The 17,134-nt window shown below is 71.7% G+C and carries 16 protein-coding genes; 6 read left to right on the top strand and 10 right to left on the bottom strand.

All coding sequences use genetic code 11. The features are described from left to right. Nucleotides 1-9 precede the first annotated feature (9 nt). Nucleotides 10-1,083, top strand: a complete 1,074-nt coding sequence (locus OG223_RS28010) for a lactonase family protein (protein WP_329254247.1) — start codon at nt 10-12, stop codon at nt 1,081-1,083. A gap of 139 nt (nt 1,084-1,222) precedes the next feature. Then, nucleotides 1,223-1,624: a VOC family protein gene (locus tag OG223_RS28005; protein WP_329254245.1), complete on the top strand. Its 402-nt coding sequence runs from the start codon at nt 1,223-1,225 to the stop codon at nt 1,622-1,624. A gap of 65 nt (nt 1,625-1,689) precedes the next feature. Here OG223_RS28005 and OG223_RS28000 read toward each other — a convergent pair whose 3' ends face one another. After that, entirely contained in the window at nt 1,690-2,181 is a 492-nt protein-coding gene (locus OG223_RS28000; protein ID WP_329254242.1) for a hypothetical protein, read from the bottom strand. Continuing rightward, nucleotides 2,169-2,813, bottom strand: coding sequence for a TetR/AcrR family transcriptional regulator (locus OG223_RS27995; protein WP_329254239.1), 645 nt, complete (start codon nt 2,811-2,813; stop codon nt 2,169-2,171). The genes OG223_RS28000 and OG223_RS27995 overlap by 13 nt, the downstream gene beginning before the upstream one ends. Nucleotides 2,814-2,897: 84 nt before the next feature. On the opposite strand from OG223_RS27995, the gene OG223_RS27990 reads away from it, so the two are divergent. Both OG223_RS27990 and OG223_RS27985 read left to right on the top strand, forming a co-directional pair. Beyond that, nucleotides 2,898-3,623 (top strand): alpha/beta fold hydrolase, encoded by a 726-nt coding sequence (locus tag OG223_RS27990; protein ID WP_329254236.1) that lies wholly within the window; start codon nt 2,898-2,900, stop codon nt 3,621-3,623. Between the two features lie 165 nt (nt 3,624-3,788). Continuing rightward, on the top strand, nt 3,789-5,135 hold the full coding sequence (locus OG223_RS27985) for an alpha/beta fold hydrolase (RefSeq protein WP_329265516.1): 1,347 nt from the start codon (nt 3,789-3,791) through the stop codon (nt 5,133-5,135). Nucleotides 5,136-5,144: 9 nt separating this feature from the next. Here OG223_RS27985 and OG223_RS27980 read toward each other — a convergent pair whose 3' ends face one another. Then, nucleotides 5,145-7,088: a serine/threonine-protein kinase gene (locus OG223_RS27980; protein WP_329254233.1), complete on the bottom strand. Its 1,944-nt coding sequence runs from the start codon at nt 7,086-7,088 to the stop codon at nt 5,145-5,147. Between the two features lie 249 nt (nt 7,089-7,337). Between OG223_RS27980 and OG223_RS27975 the strand changes: the two genes are divergently transcribed. Then, a complete protein-coding gene (locus OG223_RS27975; RefSeq protein ID WP_329254229.1) occupies nt 7,338-8,939 on the top strand; it encodes a GMC oxidoreductase in 1,602 nt (533 codons plus the stop codon). A gap of 22 nt (nt 8,940-8,961) precedes the next feature. Here OG223_RS27975 and OG223_RS27970 read toward each other — a convergent pair whose 3' ends face one another. The 7 genes from OG223_RS27970 to OG223_RS27940 all read right to left on the bottom strand — a co-directional run bounded on the left by OG223_RS27970 (nt 8,962) and on the right by OG223_RS27940 (nt 16,087). Beyond that, nucleotides 8,962-10,155 carry a cytochrome P450 gene (locus OG223_RS27970; RefSeq protein ID WP_329254226.1) on the bottom strand — a complete coding sequence of 398 codons (1,194 nt, stop codon included), beginning with the start codon at nt 10,153-10,155 and terminating at the stop codon, nt 8,962-8,964. Next, entirely contained in the window at nt 10,152-10,922 is a 771-nt protein-coding gene (locus tag OG223_RS27965; RefSeq protein ID WP_329254223.1) for a ferredoxin, read from the bottom strand. The genes OG223_RS27970 and OG223_RS27965 overlap by 4 nt, the downstream gene beginning before the upstream one ends. Before the next feature lie 68 nt (nt 10,923-10,990). Next, entirely contained in the window at nt 10,991-11,986 is a 996-nt protein-coding gene (locus OG223_RS27960) for a 3-oxoacyl-ACP synthase III family protein (protein ID WP_329254220.1), read from the bottom strand. 45 nt (nt 11,987-12,031) lie between these two features. Then, entirely contained in the window at nt 12,032-13,267 is a 1,236-nt protein-coding gene (locus tag OG223_RS27955; protein ID WP_329254216.1) for a beta-ketoacyl-[acyl-carrier-protein] synthase family protein, read from the bottom strand. After that, on the bottom strand, nt 13,267-13,500 hold the full coding sequence (locus OG223_RS27950; RefSeq protein ID WP_329254213.1) for an acyl carrier protein: 234 nt from the start codon (nt 13,498-13,500) through the stop codon (nt 13,267-13,269). Before OG223_RS27950 ends, OG223_RS27955 begins: the two co-directional genes overlap by 1 nt. Before the next feature lie 141 nt (nt 13,501-13,641). Beyond that, a complete protein-coding gene (locus OG223_RS27945) occupies nt 13,642-14,766 on the bottom strand; it encodes a beta-ketoacyl-ACP synthase 3 (RefSeq protein ID WP_329254210.1) in 1,125 nt (374 codons plus the stop codon). 235 nt (nt 14,767-15,001) lie between these two features. Further along, nucleotides 15,002-16,087: a saccharopine dehydrogenase family protein gene (locus OG223_RS27940; protein ID WP_329254207.1), complete on the bottom strand. Its 1,086-nt coding sequence runs from the start codon at nt 16,085-16,087 to the stop codon at nt 15,002-15,004. Between the two features lie 70 nt (nt 16,088-16,157). On the opposite strand from OG223_RS27940, the gene OG223_RS27935 reads away from it, so the two are divergent. After that, entirely contained in the window at nt 16,158-17,132 is a 975-nt protein-coding gene (locus tag OG223_RS27935; protein ID WP_443073750.1) for a helix-turn-helix domain-containing protein, read from the top strand. Nucleotides 17,133-17,134 lie beyond the last annotated feature (2 nt).

Genomic DNA, 17,134 nt, shown 5'->3' with positions numbered 1-17,134 from the left:
GAGCACCAGATGACCAGTATTGCGAGCATTACCGGGCAAGTTACCGTCCTGACAGGTTCGTACACACCGGACACGGGCGGCGAGGGAGTGGGCCTGACGACGCTGAGCCTCACGCCCGGGGACGCAGACGCGGTCGGCCTGAGGGTGACGGACACGGTGGCGGCGAGCGGCGCCTCGTACCTGGCGGCGCACCCGACCCTCCCCGTCGCCTACACCACGCACGAGTCGACGGCGGGTGCGGTGAGCGCGTTCGGTCTCCGGGAGGGCGCCGCGCCCGTGCCGTTGGGAGCGCCCCTGACCGGCGGCGCGAACCCGTGCCACCTGACGGTCCACCCGAGCGGCGACTACCTCCTCACCGCCAACTACGGCACGGACACACTGCCCGGCACGGTCGCCGTACACCGCCTGAACGGCGACGGCAGGCTCGTGGACCTGACGGACGTGGTCGAACACAAGGGTTCGGGCCCGGTGGTCGGCCGCCAGGAGGGCACCCACGCCCACCAGGTCCTCGTGGACCCGGCCGGCCGCTACATCCTGGCCACGGACCTGGGCGCGGACACGGTGTTCACGTACGAACTCGACGTCACCACCGGCACGTTGAAGCCGGTCGCCGCCTCCCAACTCCGCCCGGGTTCCGGCCCCCGCCACCTCGCCTTCGCCCCGACCGGCGACCTGGTCCTCAGCGCCGACGAACTCTCCTCGACGGTGACCTGCCACCGCTACGACGCCGAGACCGGCACCCTGCACGAACTGTCCCGGGTGCCGGCCACGGCCGTGGCGGACATCCCCAACCAGCCCGGCGGCATCGTCACTTCGGACTGCGGCCGCTACGTCTGGGTCACGAACCGGGGTGCGGACACGGTGGCGGCGTTCCGCCTCACGGCCACGGACCTTGAACCGCTGGGCGAGGTCCCCAGTGGGGGGAACTGGCCTCGTGGGCTCGCGTCGGTGCCGGGAGGTCTGGTGGTGGCGAACCAACACAGCGGGACGGTCGCGGTGTTGGGGGTTTCGGGGGACGGGTCGTTGGGGGAGGCGGGGGTTGTGGTGGAGGTGGCTTCGGTGGTGTGTGCGTTGGTGATCTGAGCGGTCTGCCCGGGCGACCAGAGCCACTCGACGACGAGAACCGCGCCGCATAGGCTCGCAGGCGCGGCATCGCGTGTCGGTCACCGGCCGGGTGAGGCATGGAGGTGTCCGCGAGGTGCCTTACGGAGGCATTCCGCACATGCCAGTCGAGTTGAACCACACCATCGTTCACGCCCGGAACAACCGGGAATCCGCCGAGTTCCTGGCGAGGATCCTGGGCCTTGAAGTCGGGGTCGAGTGGGGTCCGTTCGTTCCGGTCGCCACCAGCAACGGCGTCACTCTGGACTTCGCCGGCATCCCGGCCGAGTCGATCACCCCGCAGCACTACGCCTTCCTCATCTCCGACGACGAGTTCGACGCGGCGTTCGAGCGGATCCGGCAGGCCGGGATCACGTACTTCGCCGACCCGCACATGAAGCAACCGGGCGAGATCAACCACCACCACGGCGGCCGCGGCCTGTACTTCCTGGACCCGGCAGGCCACGGCATGGAGATCATCACCCGCCCCTACGGCAGCCACCCGGAGACGCTTCAGCGCTGAGACGGCCGCCCGCTCCTCGGCGCCACGGTGGTTCGGTGGAACACGGGCGCCTGGCGGAACACGCGTCAGGCGCCTTCGAGGGGCAGTCGGTCCCGGTGGTACTCCGAGTCCAGCCACTCCTCCTTCACCACGAGCGAACGCGACAGGCGTACGTCCCCGACCCGCTGTGAGCGCAGAAGCAGCCCCAGATCGGTCAGAGAGAGGGAGTTGTCCGGGGTGTAGAGCAGGCAACTCCCGTGTTCCGCCGCGTAGTCGAGGAGGAACTGCTGGGTCTGTTCGGGATCGCCGCCTGCCAGGGGCGATCCCGCGAGCAGGACCTGGGGGCCCGTGACCGCGTCCAGTGCCACGCACGCCAGGCCGTCCTCGTCGTAGAACACCTTCACCCCGTCGGCGAAGTCCTCCTGGCCGTACGGGCCGCCCACCCGTTCATGCGGCCCGGGGACCTGAAGGGCGTCGGCGACCTCGGCCGGGCTCATCCCGAACCGCAGGGGGCCCAGGCCGGCTTCGGGCAGCAACTCCCAGTGCTGCCGTTGCCCGCTCGCACTCACCTCGCCCACTGATCTCCCCTCTCCCCCGGCAGCACCTCCGCGCAAGCGACCGCATACGGCCAGACCGCCGCCCCGATCTCCTCCGGCGTGCCGGGACAGTCCCGTCGTAGCCAGTCGATGACCGTGCCCAGTACCGCGCCCGCGAGGAACGCGGAGACCGGGTCGTGCGGGGTGTCCGCGGCGGTTCCCTCACCGGTGCGCAGGCCGCGGCTGATGCGGGCCGCGAGGGTGATGCGGTGCAGGAGGTGGTTGATCATGCGGGCGCTGCCCTCGTCGCAGAGGAGGGCGCGGTAGAGGGGGGCGTGGTCGGCGACATGGGTGAAGAGGGAGGGAAGCGGGTTCGGCAACGGGCTGCCGTCCGGGGTCAGTTGGCTGTGCGGGATGGGGGCTGCGGCCACCAACTGGTCGTACGTCGCCGTGCACGCCGCGACCGCCAGGTCGTGGACGTCGGCGTAGTGCTCGTAGAACGTGGAGCGGTTGACGCCGGCGCGTTTGGTGAGGTCGGCGACGGATATCTGGCGCAGGTCCCGCTCGGTGACCAGTTCGCGCAGGGCCGCTTCGAGGGCGGCGCGGGAGCGGAGGACGCGGGGGTCGGGGAGACCTTGACGTTCCGGTTGACGTTCAGGGGGTTGCGCTGGCATGAGGCAACCGTATTCTCTCCAACACCTGTTGGTTATCCGGCAGTTGTCGGACAGCCCGAGTCCGGAACACGACGGAGGCCCCGCATGGCCACTTACGTTCTCGTGCACGGCGGCAGTCACGGCGGATGGTGCTATCAGCGCGTCGCGCGGATCCTGCGCGCGGCCGGGCACGACGTGTACGCCCCGACTTTGACCGGGCTCGGCGAGCGGGCGCATCTGCTCGGGCCCGGGGTCGACCTCGACACCCACATCACCGATGTGGTCCAAGTGCTGCGGTACGAGGGGTTGTTGGACGCGATTCTGGTCGGGCACAGCTATGGCGGGATGGTCATCACCGGTGTCGCCGACCGCGCCCTCGACCGCGTCGGTCACCTCGTCTATCTGGACGCGGCCACCCCGGCGAACGGGCAGTCCCTCGCCGACCTCGCACCGGAGTTGACGGCGGCGTCCCGCGCCATGGGGCGGGTGGTGGACGGGGTCGAGCTGGTGAACTTCCCCGGTGAAGGGCCCATGCCCGACTACGGGTTGACCGATCCGGACGACATCGCCTGGCTCGCGCCGAAGATCACGCCGCACCCCTGGAAGTGCTTCACCCAGCCGCTGCGGCTCACGGACGAGGCGGGAGTGCGAGCGCTGCCCCAGTCCCAGATCGTATGCACGTCCACGCTGCCCTACCGCGCTCCCGCCGACCTCGAACCGGCCCGCGCGGCCGGGCGGTTGTGGGACATCGACACCGGTCACGACCTGATGGTGAGCGAGCCGGAGGCGGTCGCCGGGTTCCTGGAGCGGGTCGCGGTGGCGGTGGGCTGACGGCCGCCCGACACTTACCGATCACACCCGACTGACCATTCGTCACATTACCGAAACGTAACCTACCGACGGGTATCACGAGTAACTTACCCACAGGTAAGTTCGAGGCGAACCACTTCCTGACGGCCGCTCCACAGGAGGTTCGCCATGCCCCCCTCGTCTGCCATGCCCGCACGCCAACGACGCCTGCTCGCCGCCGCGTTCACCGCCGCCGCCTGCCTCGGCGCCCAATCCCTCGCCCTCACGACGGCCGGCGCCGCAACGGAGTCCACCGCCTCCGCCGACGTCGTCTCCCGAGGCGTCACCATCCCCGCCTTCTACACCCCGCCCACCACCCTCCCCACCGCCGACGGCACCCTGATCCGCACCGAGCCGCTCCCCCTCGCCCTGAGCCTGCCCGGACTCGACGGCACGCTCCCCGGCACCGCGACCCGGCTGATGTACAAGTCCACCGACTCCAACGGACAGCCCGTCGCCGTCACCGGTGCCTACATCGAACCGTCCGCCGACTGGTCCGGCACCGGCCCGCGCCCCCTCGTCGCGGTCGCCCCCGGCACCCTCGGACAGGGCGACCAGTGCTCCGCGTCCATGGGCCTGGAACACCCCCTGTCCCTCAACAGCCAGACGGTTTCGGTCGGTTACGAGGACCTGGCGATCTACCGCCTCCTCGCCGAGGGCGTCGCCGTCGTCGTCACCGACTACGTCGGCCTGGGCGCCACCGACCGGCTGCACACCTACGTCAACCGGACCGACGAGGCACACGCGGTGCTGGACGCCGTACGCGCCGCCCGTTCGGTCGGCGGGGCCTCGGTCACCGCCGCCTCGCCGGTCGGGCTCTACGGCTACAGCCAGGGCGGCGGGGCCACCGCCGCGGCCGCCGAACTCCAGTCCTCCTACGCCCCCGACGTCACCCTCGCCGGGACCTACGCCGGTGCCCCGCCCGCCGACCTGACCTCCGTCACCGAGGCCATCGACGGCAGCGAACTCGCGGGCGCGCTCGGCTGGTCGCTCAACGGATTCCTGCAGTCCGACCCGGACTTGAAGCCCCTTGCCGAGGCGCATCTCAACGACGCCGGAAAGGCCGCGCTCACCGACCTGTCGACGATGTGCGTCGCCGACGCGCTCCTCGGCTACGGCTATACGAAGAGCACCAGTTGGACCACCGACGGGCAGTCCATCAGCGACATCATCGCCTCGACTCCCGCGCTCAAGGACTTCCTCGACAGCCAGCGCATCGGCACGCTGAAACCGTCGGGGCCCGTCCGCCTCGCGACCGGCGTCAGCGACAACCTCGTCCCGCACGCCCAGGCCCGCGGGCTCGCCCTCGACTGGTGCGCGAAGGGCGCCAACGTCACGTACAAGGCCGTCGTCCTGCCCGGCGTCGGCAGCGCGCTCCTCAACCACTTCGCGCCCCTGCTCACCGACCAGACCGACGCCATCTCCTGGCTCACCGACCGCCTGACCGGCAGGCCCGCCGTCTCCAACTGCTGGACCATGCCCGTACAGCCCTGAGCACGACCCTCATCGCACGGGCAGTCGCTTCGCGATGTTCCCCACGACCCGTCCCGCCAACTCCTCGGCCACACCGCAGAGTTGCCTGCCGGGCCGGGGTGCGTACACGGTGAGCTGGAACAGTTCGGTGGTCTCATCGCCGACCGAGTCCGGGTAGGTGCGGTGCGGGGTCCGTACGGTGCAGCTCCCGTCCTCGGCCTCGTCCGCGACGTAGTAGCTCTTGGTGCCGGCGACGTTCACCAGCGTGCCGTCGTCGGCGTCGAGGGCGTTGTCCCGGCTGAACTGGATCTCCACCTCGCGCTTGCCGTCGTCGCTGGACCAGTCGCAGTCCCAGGCGCCGAACCCGCGGTCCTGGTTGGCCGGTTGGACGCCGGGGACGCGGGTGAGGTCGGCGGCGTCGACGAGGGTGCAGGCGTCGAGCCGGGCCAGGGAGTCGGCGGCCGGTGCCGACGCGCGCCGGGGCACCGGGCCGTCGGCGAGGACGCCGACCACGTGATCGGTGGCCGCGTCGGCCAGTTGGCACGGGTCGGGTGACGAGGGGGCCAACTGTCGTCCGACGACCCGGATCTGGGTGCCGTCGGTGGGCAGGACGGCCCGTTCGCAGGTCTTTCCGTCCCGCTCGACGGTCACGACCGTGAGGTTGCCGACGAGACGGGTGGACCGGACGTCGTCGAAGTCGTTCCGGTCCGCGTCGAGGTTGACCTGGAGGTCGGCGATGTCGTCACCGCTGGTGTTGTGCACCAGGACGTCGCACCGGTCGATCTCCCCGTAGTCCGGGTCGAGTCCGGTGTGGCCGAAGCGGCTGAGCGAGGCGGCGTCGACCAGCCCGCAGGGGTCAGCCGTACGCTCGTCGCCCATGGTCCCGGCCCGTGCGCTCGCGGACGGTCTGGCGTCGGCGAAGCCGACGTCCTTGTGGCCGGCGCCCGTTGAGCCCCAGGGGTCGAGGACGACGAGGCCCGCCGCGACCGCGCACACCGTGACCAGCGTCGCCGCCGTGATCGCCAGCGGGCGGCGGCGTACGGGGCGCGGCAGCGAGAGGGTGAGGACGTCCCGGGTGCGGCGGGCGGCGCGGCCCAGCCTGAGGGTCGAGGACTCCAGGTCCAGTGTGCGGCGGTCGTCCAGCCGTTCCTGGATGTGCGCGGGCGGCGGTGCGGCGCGCGTCAGGAGCTTCCGGGCCTCCGCGGCGTCGGGTCTGTTCCCGGGGTCGACCTCCAGCAACGCGGCCAGCGGCCCGGCCAGTTGACCGGCCCGGCGCGCGGGCTCGATGTGCCCCTCGACGGCCCGGGCGAGATACGTCATGAGGTGCTCGGCCTCGCCGTACGGCGACTGCCCCTCGACCGCCGCGAACAGCGAGGCACCCAGGGAGAACACGTCCGCCTTCTCGCCCGCGGACTGCCCCTTCGCCAACTCCGGTGCCAGATAACGGGGTTTGCCCCGCACCGTGCCGGTCGTGCCGGTCGTGGCGTCGTTGCCCAGGGCGCGGGAGATCCCGAAGTCGGTGAGCCGGGCGACGCCTTCGTCGGTGACGAGGATGTTCTCCGGTGTCACATCGCCGTGCACGACACCCGCGCGATGCGACTTCACCAGCGCGTCCGCGATCCGGCAGCCGATCGACCCGGCCTCCTCGGGCGCCAACGGGCCCCGCTCGGCCATGAGTTGGGCGAGGCTGCGGGAGGGGACGTACTCCATGACGATCCAGCAGGTGGTGCCCTCGTCGACATAGTCGAAGACGGCCACGATGTTCGGGTGGTGCAGCTTCCCCGCGTTGCGCGCCTCGCCCATGAGCCGCCGGGTGGCCCGATCGTCGTCCAGGCGGGCGCACTTGACCGCGACCCAGCGCTGCAGCCGCTCGTCCCAGGCCCGCCATACGACGCCCATGCCACCGGTGCCGATGGGCTCGTGCAGGAGATAGCGGCCGTCGATCCTGTCCCCGGCCGCAGGCGTCACCGACACCGTCCCACCTCTCACCCTCACACACGGTTCCGACGGGTGACGGAGTGCACAGACCGGGCACTTGGGGGTGATCGGATTCACGGGACGTGAAGGGGACCCACGCCGAACCCCCACACGATGCGGGGACAACAGAGCGATAGTGTGACTCTCCTCTCCGAGAATTACATTTTCATTTGTTGACAGTGCCATGTCCAAACGCGCTACGCTCCCGGCGACTCGCACTCCCCCTACGGTTGCCGGAGTCCCCCCATGCCCGAACACACCTCCCCCCACCCCGCCCTCAGCCGCCGCAGCCTGCTCGGCGCGACCGCCCTCGGCGCGGTCGCCCTGGCCGCCGCCGGACAGCCCCGCGCCGCGGCCTCGACCAGAGCCGCCGTCACCGAACTTCGCGAACGGGCCGTCGTCGTCGGCACCGGTTTCGGCGGCGGCGTCACCGCCCTGCGACTGGCCCAAGCCGGCGTCTCCACCCTGGTGTTGGAGCGCGGACGACGCTGGCCGACCGGCCCGGACGCGACCACGTTCTGCCGCTTCGCGAACATGGACAACCGCTCCGCCTGGCTCACCGACCACGCCATCGTCGGCGGCGGCACCCAGACCTGGACCCCCTACACGGGCGTGATCGAGGCCGTCGCGGGAAACGGCATGACCGCCATGTGCGGAGCGGCGGTCGGCGGCGGCTCGATCATGTACCACGGCATGACCCTGCAACCGACGAAGGCCGACTTCGCCACGTCCATCCCGCAGGCGGCCGGCCTCTACGACGACCTCAACCTCTGGGCGTACCCCACCGTTTCGCGGATGCTGGGTATCACCACCATCCCCTACGACGTGCTCGCCGCCGACCCGTACAAGTCGTCCCGGCTCTTCCAGGACGTCGCGCCGAAGGCGGGCCTGACCCCGTTCAAGGTGCCGCTGCCCATCGACTGGGCGTATGTCCGGGGCGAGTTGGAGGGTCTGTACGACCCGACGTACACGACCAGCGACATCGCGTTCGGCGTCGACAACGGCGGCAAGCACTCCATCGACGTCACCTATCTCGCGCAGGCGGAGTCCACCGGACTCGTGCAGGTGGCGCCCCTCCACGTCGTCCGCGATCTCGCGATGGACGCGAACAAGAAGTGGGTGCTGTCCGTCGACCGCATCGACACCGGCGGCACCGTGCAGGAGCAGATCCGGATCACCGCGGACGCGGTCTTCCTCAACGCGGGCTCGCCCGGCACCACCCGGCTGCTGGTCAAGTCCCGTGCCAAGGGCCTGATTCCGGACCTGCCCGACGCCATCGGCACCGGCTGGGGCAACAACGGCGACCGCATCTGGGCCTGGATCAACCCGACCGGCAACGCGGGCACCCAGCAGGGCGGCCCGGCCTGCGTCGGCGGCCGCGACCCCAGCAGCAGCATCCCGCTGACGGTCGTGCACGCCGGTTCACCGATCCAGCAGACCGGCGTCACCGCCCTCACCGTCGTCGGCTTCGGCATCGTCGACGGCGCCGGCACCTGGGCCTACGACGCCGCCACCGACGACGCCGTCCTCACCTGGCCCACCGACACGGACGCGGCGCTGCAAGCGCTGATCGCGGCCAAGATGCAGGACATCGCCACGGCCGGCGGCGGCATCATGATCGACACCAACGCCCAAGCCCCGTCCACCTGGCACTCGTTGGGCGGTGTCCCGTTCGGCGACGCCGTCGACCTCACCGGCCGCGTGCTCGGCCACAGCGGTCTCTACGTCCTGGACGGCGCCCGCATCCCGGGCTCGACCGGCGCCTGCAACCCGTCCATGACGATCGCCGCGCTCGCCGAGCACAGCATGCGGACGATCGTGCGGCAGGACCTCGGGCGGGTGTTCTGACCAGCGTGCTCGGATGCCTCGGTCAGGCCCAGGTCACCGGGAGGGCGCGCAGGCCGTACACGATGTTGTCCTGGTTGTAGGTGAGTTGGTCCGCCGGGACGGCGAGGCGCAGCGCGGGCAGTCGGCGCAGCAGCGTGGTGAGGACGGTCTGGAGTTCCACGCGGGCCAGGGTCTGGCCGAGGCACTGGTGGACGCCGTAGCCGAAGGCGACATGGCGGCGGGCGTCCCGGGTGAGGTCGAAGTCCGCGGCGGCCGCGAAGAGTTGCTCGTCGCGGTTGGCCGTGGAGAGCATGCAGATCACGCCCTCGCCCGCCCGGATCGTCACCTCGCCCACCCGCACGGTCTCGGTCGCTGCCCGGCCCAGGCCCAGGTGGATGATCGTGAGGTGGCGCAGGAGTTCCTCGACGGCACCGCGGATCAGCGCCGGTTCGGCGCGCAACAGGTCGGCCTGGTCGGGGCGTTGGAGCAGGGCGAGCACGCTGACGGCCGTCATGTTCGCGGTGGACTCGTGCCCGGTGACCAGCAGCAGGAAGCCCAGCGACGCGGTCTCCTGGTCGGTCAGGTCCTCGCGGGCGGCGAGCCGGCTGAGGATGTCGTCCCCGGGGTGCCGTCTCTTGTGCTCCGCCAACCCGGCCAGATAGCCCATGAGTCGGGTGTGCGCCCGCTCCGCCTCCGGCCGGGTGGTCCGGTTGTCGAGGAGCGTGCGGCTGAGCGACTGGAACAACTCGTGGTCCTCGTACGGCACTCCGAGCAGCAGGCAGATGACCAGCGAGGGGATCGGCAGCGCGAAGTCCGCCACCAGGTCGGCCGAGGTGCGGCCCTCGGTCATGCGGTCAACGGCCCGGTCGACGATGTCCTGGATGCCGGGGCGCAGTTCCTCGATCCGCTTGACCAGGAAGTCCTTGGTGACCATCCGGCGCAGCCGGGCGTGCTCGGGGTCGTCCATGCGGATGAAACTCGGTTTGGCGGTGGCCAGTTCACGCTGCCCGGCGGAGAGGAAGGGAAAGCCGGGCGTGCGCGCGTCCGCGCTGAACCGGGCGTCGGCCAGCACGGCCCGTACCTCGTCGTAGCCGGTGACCAGCCAGCACGCGGTGCCGTCCGGCAGCGCGGCACGGGTGACGGCGGCCTCGCGGGCGGCGGCGGTGTAGGCGGGCGGCGGGTCGAAGGGGCAACTGCCGTAGGGGGCAGGCAGTTCGAGGGCGGTGGCGCCGGTCATGGGTGGGCTGTCTCCTCGTGGTCGAGCAGCGTGATGGCTCCGCCGGGGCACAGGTCGGCGGCGAAACGCACCTCGTCGGCGTACCGCGCGTCCGGGTCCGGGACGAGCAGGGCGACCCGGCCGTCCGACTCGTCCTGCTCGAACACCTCGGGCGCCGCGCCGACACACTGGCCCGCGCTGCAACAGCGGTCCCGGTCCAGGAGCACGGTGAGAGAGGGCGGCCGGTCGGAGGGGGTGCGGAGGGTGTTGAGCGTGGTGCACATGGTGGCGGTCTGGCCGGCCAGGACCAGGAGCTCGACGAGTTGCCCGGGGCTCAGGGCGTGGGCGAGCCGATCCCAAAGTCCCTCGGAGAGCGGGGAGTTGGCGGCAAGCAGGTCAGCCGCTTCCAGGAGGGCACGGTCCTCCGCCGACCAGGGGTGAGCGGTCGGGTCGGCCGCCGTCGCGTCGATCTCCGCGGCCGTCAGTCCGGCGTCCGCGGCCGGGATGCGGTGCCGACGGTGGACGTAGCCCGCGTCGAGCCGGTGGGCGACGCGCAGGACGATCAGCTCGCGCCTGCGGTGGCCGAGGGCGCCCTCGTGGGTGAGGACACGGGCGAGGGAGAGCCAGGCGTGGGCCAGGACGGGGTGATGGGCGAGGGTGCCGAACAGGTTCTCCCGGCCGGGACCGTCCTGCCGGGAGTCGGCGAGCAACGACCGCAGGTCCGGGGGCCATTCGGCGGGCGGGAGGGGAGCGATACGGGGCGGGGAGGTCGTGGGGGTCGTGGTCATGGCGCTTCCGGGGGTCGGTTCGGTGCGGGAACTTTCGTACGGCGCCGGGGCCGGCGCGTTGTCGTGGTTCACCAGCGGCAGACGACCACTCCCGCGCTGGCCCCGCTAGCGAAGCCGAACATGCCGACCAGGTCCCCGCGTTGGAGGCGGCCGCTGTCGAGGGCCGTGGCCAGTTGCAGCGGGATGGTGTTGGTCGCCACGTTGCCGTGCGTGGGGAAGGTGGCCAGGATACGGTCCGGGTCCACGCCCACCCAGTCGCACACGACCTTGGTGAACGGCACCGACGGCTGGTGCACACAGACGAGGTCGAGGTCGTCGCCCTCGACACCCAACTCCTCCATCGCGCCCCGTACTTTGCCGGGCAGCCCCTCGAACGACCCCACCAACTGGGCCGAGTCGATGCGGAGATGGCCGAGCCTGCGGTGCTGCGCGTACGGGTTGGGCAGGGTCGCGGCCCGCCAGCCCCAGGAGTTGGCGAAGAACCGCGACCCGAGGATGCCGGGCCGCTCACCCGCCTCCACCAGCAGCGCCGAGCCCATGTCACCGGTGCTGAGGCTGGGCAGCGCGGTCAACAGGTCGGCGGGATCGTCCAGTTGCCAACGGCTCTCCCGGGTGCTGACCTCGGCGGTGGTCACCAGCACCCGCCGGTACTGCCCGCTCCGGATGAACGCGTCGGCGACCTCCAGCGCGTTGAGGACTCCGTTGCAGGCGTTCTTCAGGTCGAACACCGGGCAGCGCAGGCCCAGTTTGTCGGCGACGACATGAGCGGTGGCCGGCTCCTCCATGTCGGCGAGGATCCCGGCGTAGAGGAGCAGGTCCACCTCCCCCGGACCGGTGCCGGTGTCCTCGAACAGGCGCCGGGCCGCGTGCACGGCCAGGTCGGAGGGCTGTTCCAGGTCGTGGGCGACGGTGCGCTCGGCCAGCCCGTACATCCGCTGGAGCACCCCGCGCGACAGCGGTACGGCGGGGCTGCCCGCCCGGAACCGGTCCTCCACCGCGGCCACGCTCTGGCGTCCCTCGGGGATGTGGACGGTGGCGTGAACGATGGTGCTGTGAACGGTCATCGGCCCTTCTTCAGTTCAATTCGGTTCGGTCCCAGGCGAGTCCGGTCAGTCCTCGGCGGTGAGGAGCAGCACCACGTTGTGTCCGCCGAACCCGAAGGAGTGGCTGACGGCGGCCCGCACGCGCTGCTCTCGGGGCGCGCCCGTGACGCAGTCCAGGTCGAAGGGGAGGTTGTCCGGGGTGAGGTTGGCGATCGGCGGGACGGTGGAGCGGTGCACGGTGAGGGCGGTGAGCGCCGCCTCGATCGCACCGGCCGCGCCGAGACTGTGCCCCAGAACTCCCTTGGCCGCGCTGACACTCGGCCGGTGCGGCAGCACGCGCTCGATCAACTCCGCCTCGGTCAGGTCGTTGAGCGGGGTCGAGGTCCCGTGCGCGTTGACGTGATCGACGTCGGCCGGACGCAGCCCCGCCTCCGCGAGCGCCGACCGCAGCGCCGCCTCGGCGTGAACTCCCCCCGGGGCAGGGGCCGTCGGGTGATACGCGTCGGAGGTCTGGCCGGCCCCGGCGAGCCGGGCGTAGCGCCGCTGTCCACGGGCGCGCGCGTCCGCCTCCCGTTCCAGGACGAGGATCGCGGCCCCCTCCGAGATCACGAACCCGTCCCGGTCCGCCGCGAACGGCCGTGAGGCCAGGCCGGGTTCGTCGACGCGGGACGACAGCGCGCCCATCCGCTGGAAGCCGGACGTGATCACCGGGGTGACGGCCGCCTCCGCGCCGCCCGCCACCGCGATGTCGCACAGCCCGGCGAGCAGCAGCCCCCGGGCCACGGCCAGGGCACTGGCCCCGGAGGCGCACGCGGTCTCGGTCGCCAGCGACGGACCATGGGCGCCGAGGTCCAACAGCACCTCCCCGGCGGCCATGTTGGAGATCAGCATGGGCACGAGCGCGGGCGACACCAGCTCGGGACCGCCCTGGTGATGGCGGATCGTCTGGTCCTCCAGATGCACGGCTCCGGCCAGCCCCGAACCGATCACCACGGCGACCCGCGCACCGTCCCACCCGGCCGGGTCGAGCCCGGCGTCGGCGACGGCCTCGCGCGCCGCGAGCACGGCGAGCTGACTGAACCGCCCCATGCGCCAGGCCTTGCCGCCGCCGATCCGGGCCTGCTCCGGCGTCATCAGCGGGATACGGCAGGACAAGTCGACGGCGCAGCCCTTGAGTTCGGGATCCGTGGCGGCGGCGGACCGCCCGCTGAGCATCCCCTCCCAGGTCGCCTCACGGCCGACCCCGGCCGGGGTGATGAGCCCCAGGCCGGTGACGGAGACGGGTGCGCACGATGCCTTCATCACGCCCGCTTGGCGTTCAGCGCGGCGACCAGCTCACCCACGGTGCTGTGCTTGGCGGCCTCTTCCTCCGCCACCGGAACCCCGAGCGTCTCCTGGAGCGCCAGGGCGAGTTCGGCCAGCGCGAGGGAGTCGAGGTCGAGGCTCTCCAGGGTGGCCTCCGGACGGATGCTGTCCGCGCTGACCTCGAACTTCTCGGTGAGTACGGCGGTCACGGCGGTCTGGACGGGGGACATGGCGTTCCTTTCGACGGGGCGGGCGGAGTTCCGGGCAGAACAACTACTGGAACAAGGTCTTCCGACCTGTTTTTTGCGTGACAGACACCCGTGGACGAGCCGGGGAGAGCGGAGTGCGCACCCGAGGGCGGCCCGGCAGTCTCAGGCGATACGGGTGTCGCCATGGGTGTCGACGTCGATGTCACCGTTGATGTCACCGTTGATGTCGACGTCGACGTCGATGTGCGGCACGGTCGGCAGCTCCGGCCACACCAGGGCCACCGAGCCCCAGGTGAGCCCGGCACCGAAGGCGGTCAGCAACACCCGTTGCCCGGCGCGGAGTTCATCCCGCGCGGCGGCGTCGGCCAGGGCCAACGGGATGGACGCGGCACCGGTGTTGCCGACGCGCGCGATGTTGGTGACATGCCGCTCGTCGGGTACCGGGATGCGGTCGCCGACGGCGGACAGGATGCGGGCGTTCGCCTGATGGGCGCAGAACCGGTCCACATCCTCGACGGCCCAGTCCGCGCGCTTGAGCACGGCGTGGGCGGACTGGGTCATACGGACGACCGCGTGCTGGAACACCTCACGTCCCCGCATACGGAAGTAACGGTCCTCCGGGCCGTACGCGTCGGGGCGCGAGCGTTCCCGCGCACCGCCGCCAGGCACCTGGATCAGTTCGTCGAACGAGCCGTCGCTGCCGAGGTCCAGCGCGTGTACGGCGCCGGGTTCGTCCCGCTCACCGCGCCGGAGGACCACCGCTGCGGCGCCGTCGCCGAACACGATTCCGGCGGAACGATCCTGCGGGTCGAGCAGGGTCGAGTACACCTCGGCCGCGACCAGCAGGACCCGGTCCGCGCACCCCGAGGTCAGGGCGCCGACGGCGGCCGCGAGGCCGTAGACGAAACCGCTGCACGCGGCGGAGACGTCCCACGCGGCGATCTCGCCGAGGCCGAGGCGGGTGGCGAGCCGGGGTGCCATGGCGGGCATCGGCCGGTCGGGGGTCGAGGTGGCGACGACGACGGCGTCCACCAGGGGGCCGCCCGCGACGGCGAGTGCCCGGCCGGCCGCCCGCAGCGCGAGGTCGCCGGTGGTCACCCCGGGTGCCGCGCGGCGGCGCTCGCCGATGCCGGTGCGTCTGCGGACCCAGGCGTCGTCGACGTCCCACGCGGCGGGCAGGGCGTGGTTCGGCACCGCGTCCGGGGGGACGAAACCGGCGATGCCCTCGAGGACGGCCGTCTGCGGCGTCTTCAAGAGCGGGGCTGCGCTGGGCAGTCGGAAGGTCACACACGCCTCGATGGGGAAGTGATCTTGGACGAGCGGGACGACTGTAGAACGGATCAAGATCGGGGCGGGGGCGCGACGCGATTCGAACGCGTGTGCAGTTGCGGCCCGTTTTCAACAAAGGCGCAGCTCAGCGACCATAGTGAGGAAACGTTACGTCTGTTATGTTGCGCGCAGATCACCCGAAAGAGGGCGGTTGGAGGCGGCCGTTCGACGCACAACCGCCCCCGGGGTCATGTCAGTTCGTGAGGTCGAGCGTCAAGTGCCCCGGCGCCAGCGCGGTGAGGAAGTCGCGCGCGTCCGCGAGGGCGCCGGCGGTGACCACCCCGGACGGGCGGTGCGGGTCGGCGAGGACACGGCGGACCGCCTCCACGACCAGCGGCGCGGTGACCGCGTAGATGTCCTGCCCGGAGGCGACGGCACGGCGCGTCTCGCCGTTCCGGGTCGCGACGACCTCGACGAGGAACGTCTGCGCGGAGCGGCCGGAGTCGTCCACGGCGACCGGGCCCGAGGTGTCGGCGGAGCGCAGGTCCTCGACGGCGTTCAGCGTCATGCAGGTGTCAATGTCCGGTACGGAGAGGTGAGTTGGGATCGTCGCGCTGTCGGCCATGGTGAACTCGCCGACGACGGGCCGGACTCCGATCGGCTCCGGGAACGCCCAGTCGGCGCGGGGGGCGTCACCGGACCGGGCCTGCAGACGGCCGTCCGCGTAGAGGATGCGCCCGCCGGAGCGGCGGCCGGCCGACACCTGGCCCGTCACCCGGGTGCCGCCGGTGGGCCGCCAGTCGCTGAGCGCGTACGCGATGCTGATCCGGTCCGCGGTTTTCCCGTCCGAGGTTTTCCCGTCCGAGGTCTTCTCGTCCGAGGTCTTCCAGTCGCCGACCGCCGCCGTCGCGAGGAGGTCGCCGAGACCGCCGTAGAACGCCACCGCGGGGACGACGAGTCCGCCGGCCTCGCGGACGCGGTCGCCGTAGGCCGCGATCGTGTCCAGGACGACCTCGGTCTCCGCCGTGACATCGAGATACGGCACTCCGGCGCGCAGTGCCGCGTCGATCACCGGGGCCGCCGTCGAGGCGAACGGGCCCGCGCAGTTGATCACCGCCGCCGCGCCCGCGAGGGCACGGTCGAGCGAGCCGGGGTCGTCGACCGTGGCCGGGCGGGTCTCCAGCTCCGGGTACAACTTTCCGAAAACGGCGAGCCGTTGGGGGTCGCGGCCGGAGAGGATCGGGACGAGGCCGCGGCGGAGCAGTTCCGCGACGACGAAGCGGCCGGTGTGCCCGTAGGCGCCGATGACGGTGACGAGTGAGCCCTGGTGAGCGGTCATGGATCAAGCATCGGGGTCGCGCGGCTCGCTCTCCAGTGGCCGGAATGCCGCTGCCCGTACAGTTTCGGACATGCAGACGATGGCTCACACCGTGGCGCTGGCCGTCGCGGACGGCACTCCGCTCTTCGAACTCGCCGCCGCCTACGAGGTGTTCGGCGTGGACCGGGGGATCGCCGAGCCCTGGTACGAGCTGACCGTGTGCGGTCCGGCCGCCGCCGGTGTCGGCGGCTGGCTGCGGGCCGACACCCGGCAGGGACTCGACGCGCTCGCCACCGCCCGTACGGTCGTCGTCCCCGCCTGCCACGACGTCGACGAGGAGCCGACTCCCGCGCTGGTACGGGCCGTTCGGGAGGCGCACGACGCGGGTGCCCGGATCGTCTCGCTCTGCACGGGTGCCTTCGTGCTGGCCGCCGCCGGACTGCTGGACGGGCGGCGCGCCACCACCCACTGGGCGCACACCGACGTCCTGGCCGCCCGCCATCCCGAGGTCACGGTCGAGCCCGACGTGCTCTACGTCGACGAGGGCAGCGTCCTCACCTCGGCGGGCAAGTCTGCGGCGATGGACCTGTGCCTGCACATCGTCCGCACCGATCACGGCGCGGCGGTGGCGAACACGCTCGCCCGCACCCTGGTCGTACCGCCCCACCGGCTGGGCGGGCAGGCCCAGTTCATCCCCGCGCCGGTGTCCCCGCGCACGGAGCACGCCCTCACCGAGCTGCTGGCCTGGGCGACCGCCCGCCTCGACGAGCCGCTCACGGTGACCGACCTCGCCCGGCACGCCGCGATGAGCCCCCGCAACCTCACCCGCCACTTCCACGCGGTCACCGGCACCAGTCCCCTCCAGTGGCTGCTGGTCCAGCGCGTCAACCGCGCGCAGGAGATCCTCGAACAGACCGACCAGGGCATCGACCAGGTCGCCGCCCGCTGCGGCCTGGGCAGCGGGGCGACGCTGCGGCGCCACTTCAACCGGGTGCTCGGGGTACCGCCGGAGACGTACCGGCGGACTTTCCGCGAGGACGGGCGGACCCGGCGCGTCAAAGGGTGAGG

The sequence above is a fragment of the Streptomyces sp. NBC_01478 genome, assembly GCF_036227225.1.
In the GTDB taxonomy this organism is placed as follows: domain Bacteria; phylum Actinomycetota; class Actinomycetes; order Streptomycetales; family Streptomycetaceae; genus Streptomyces.
Note: the sequence above shows the minus strand (reverse complement) of the source record. Positions and strands in the feature narration are given on the sequence as shown.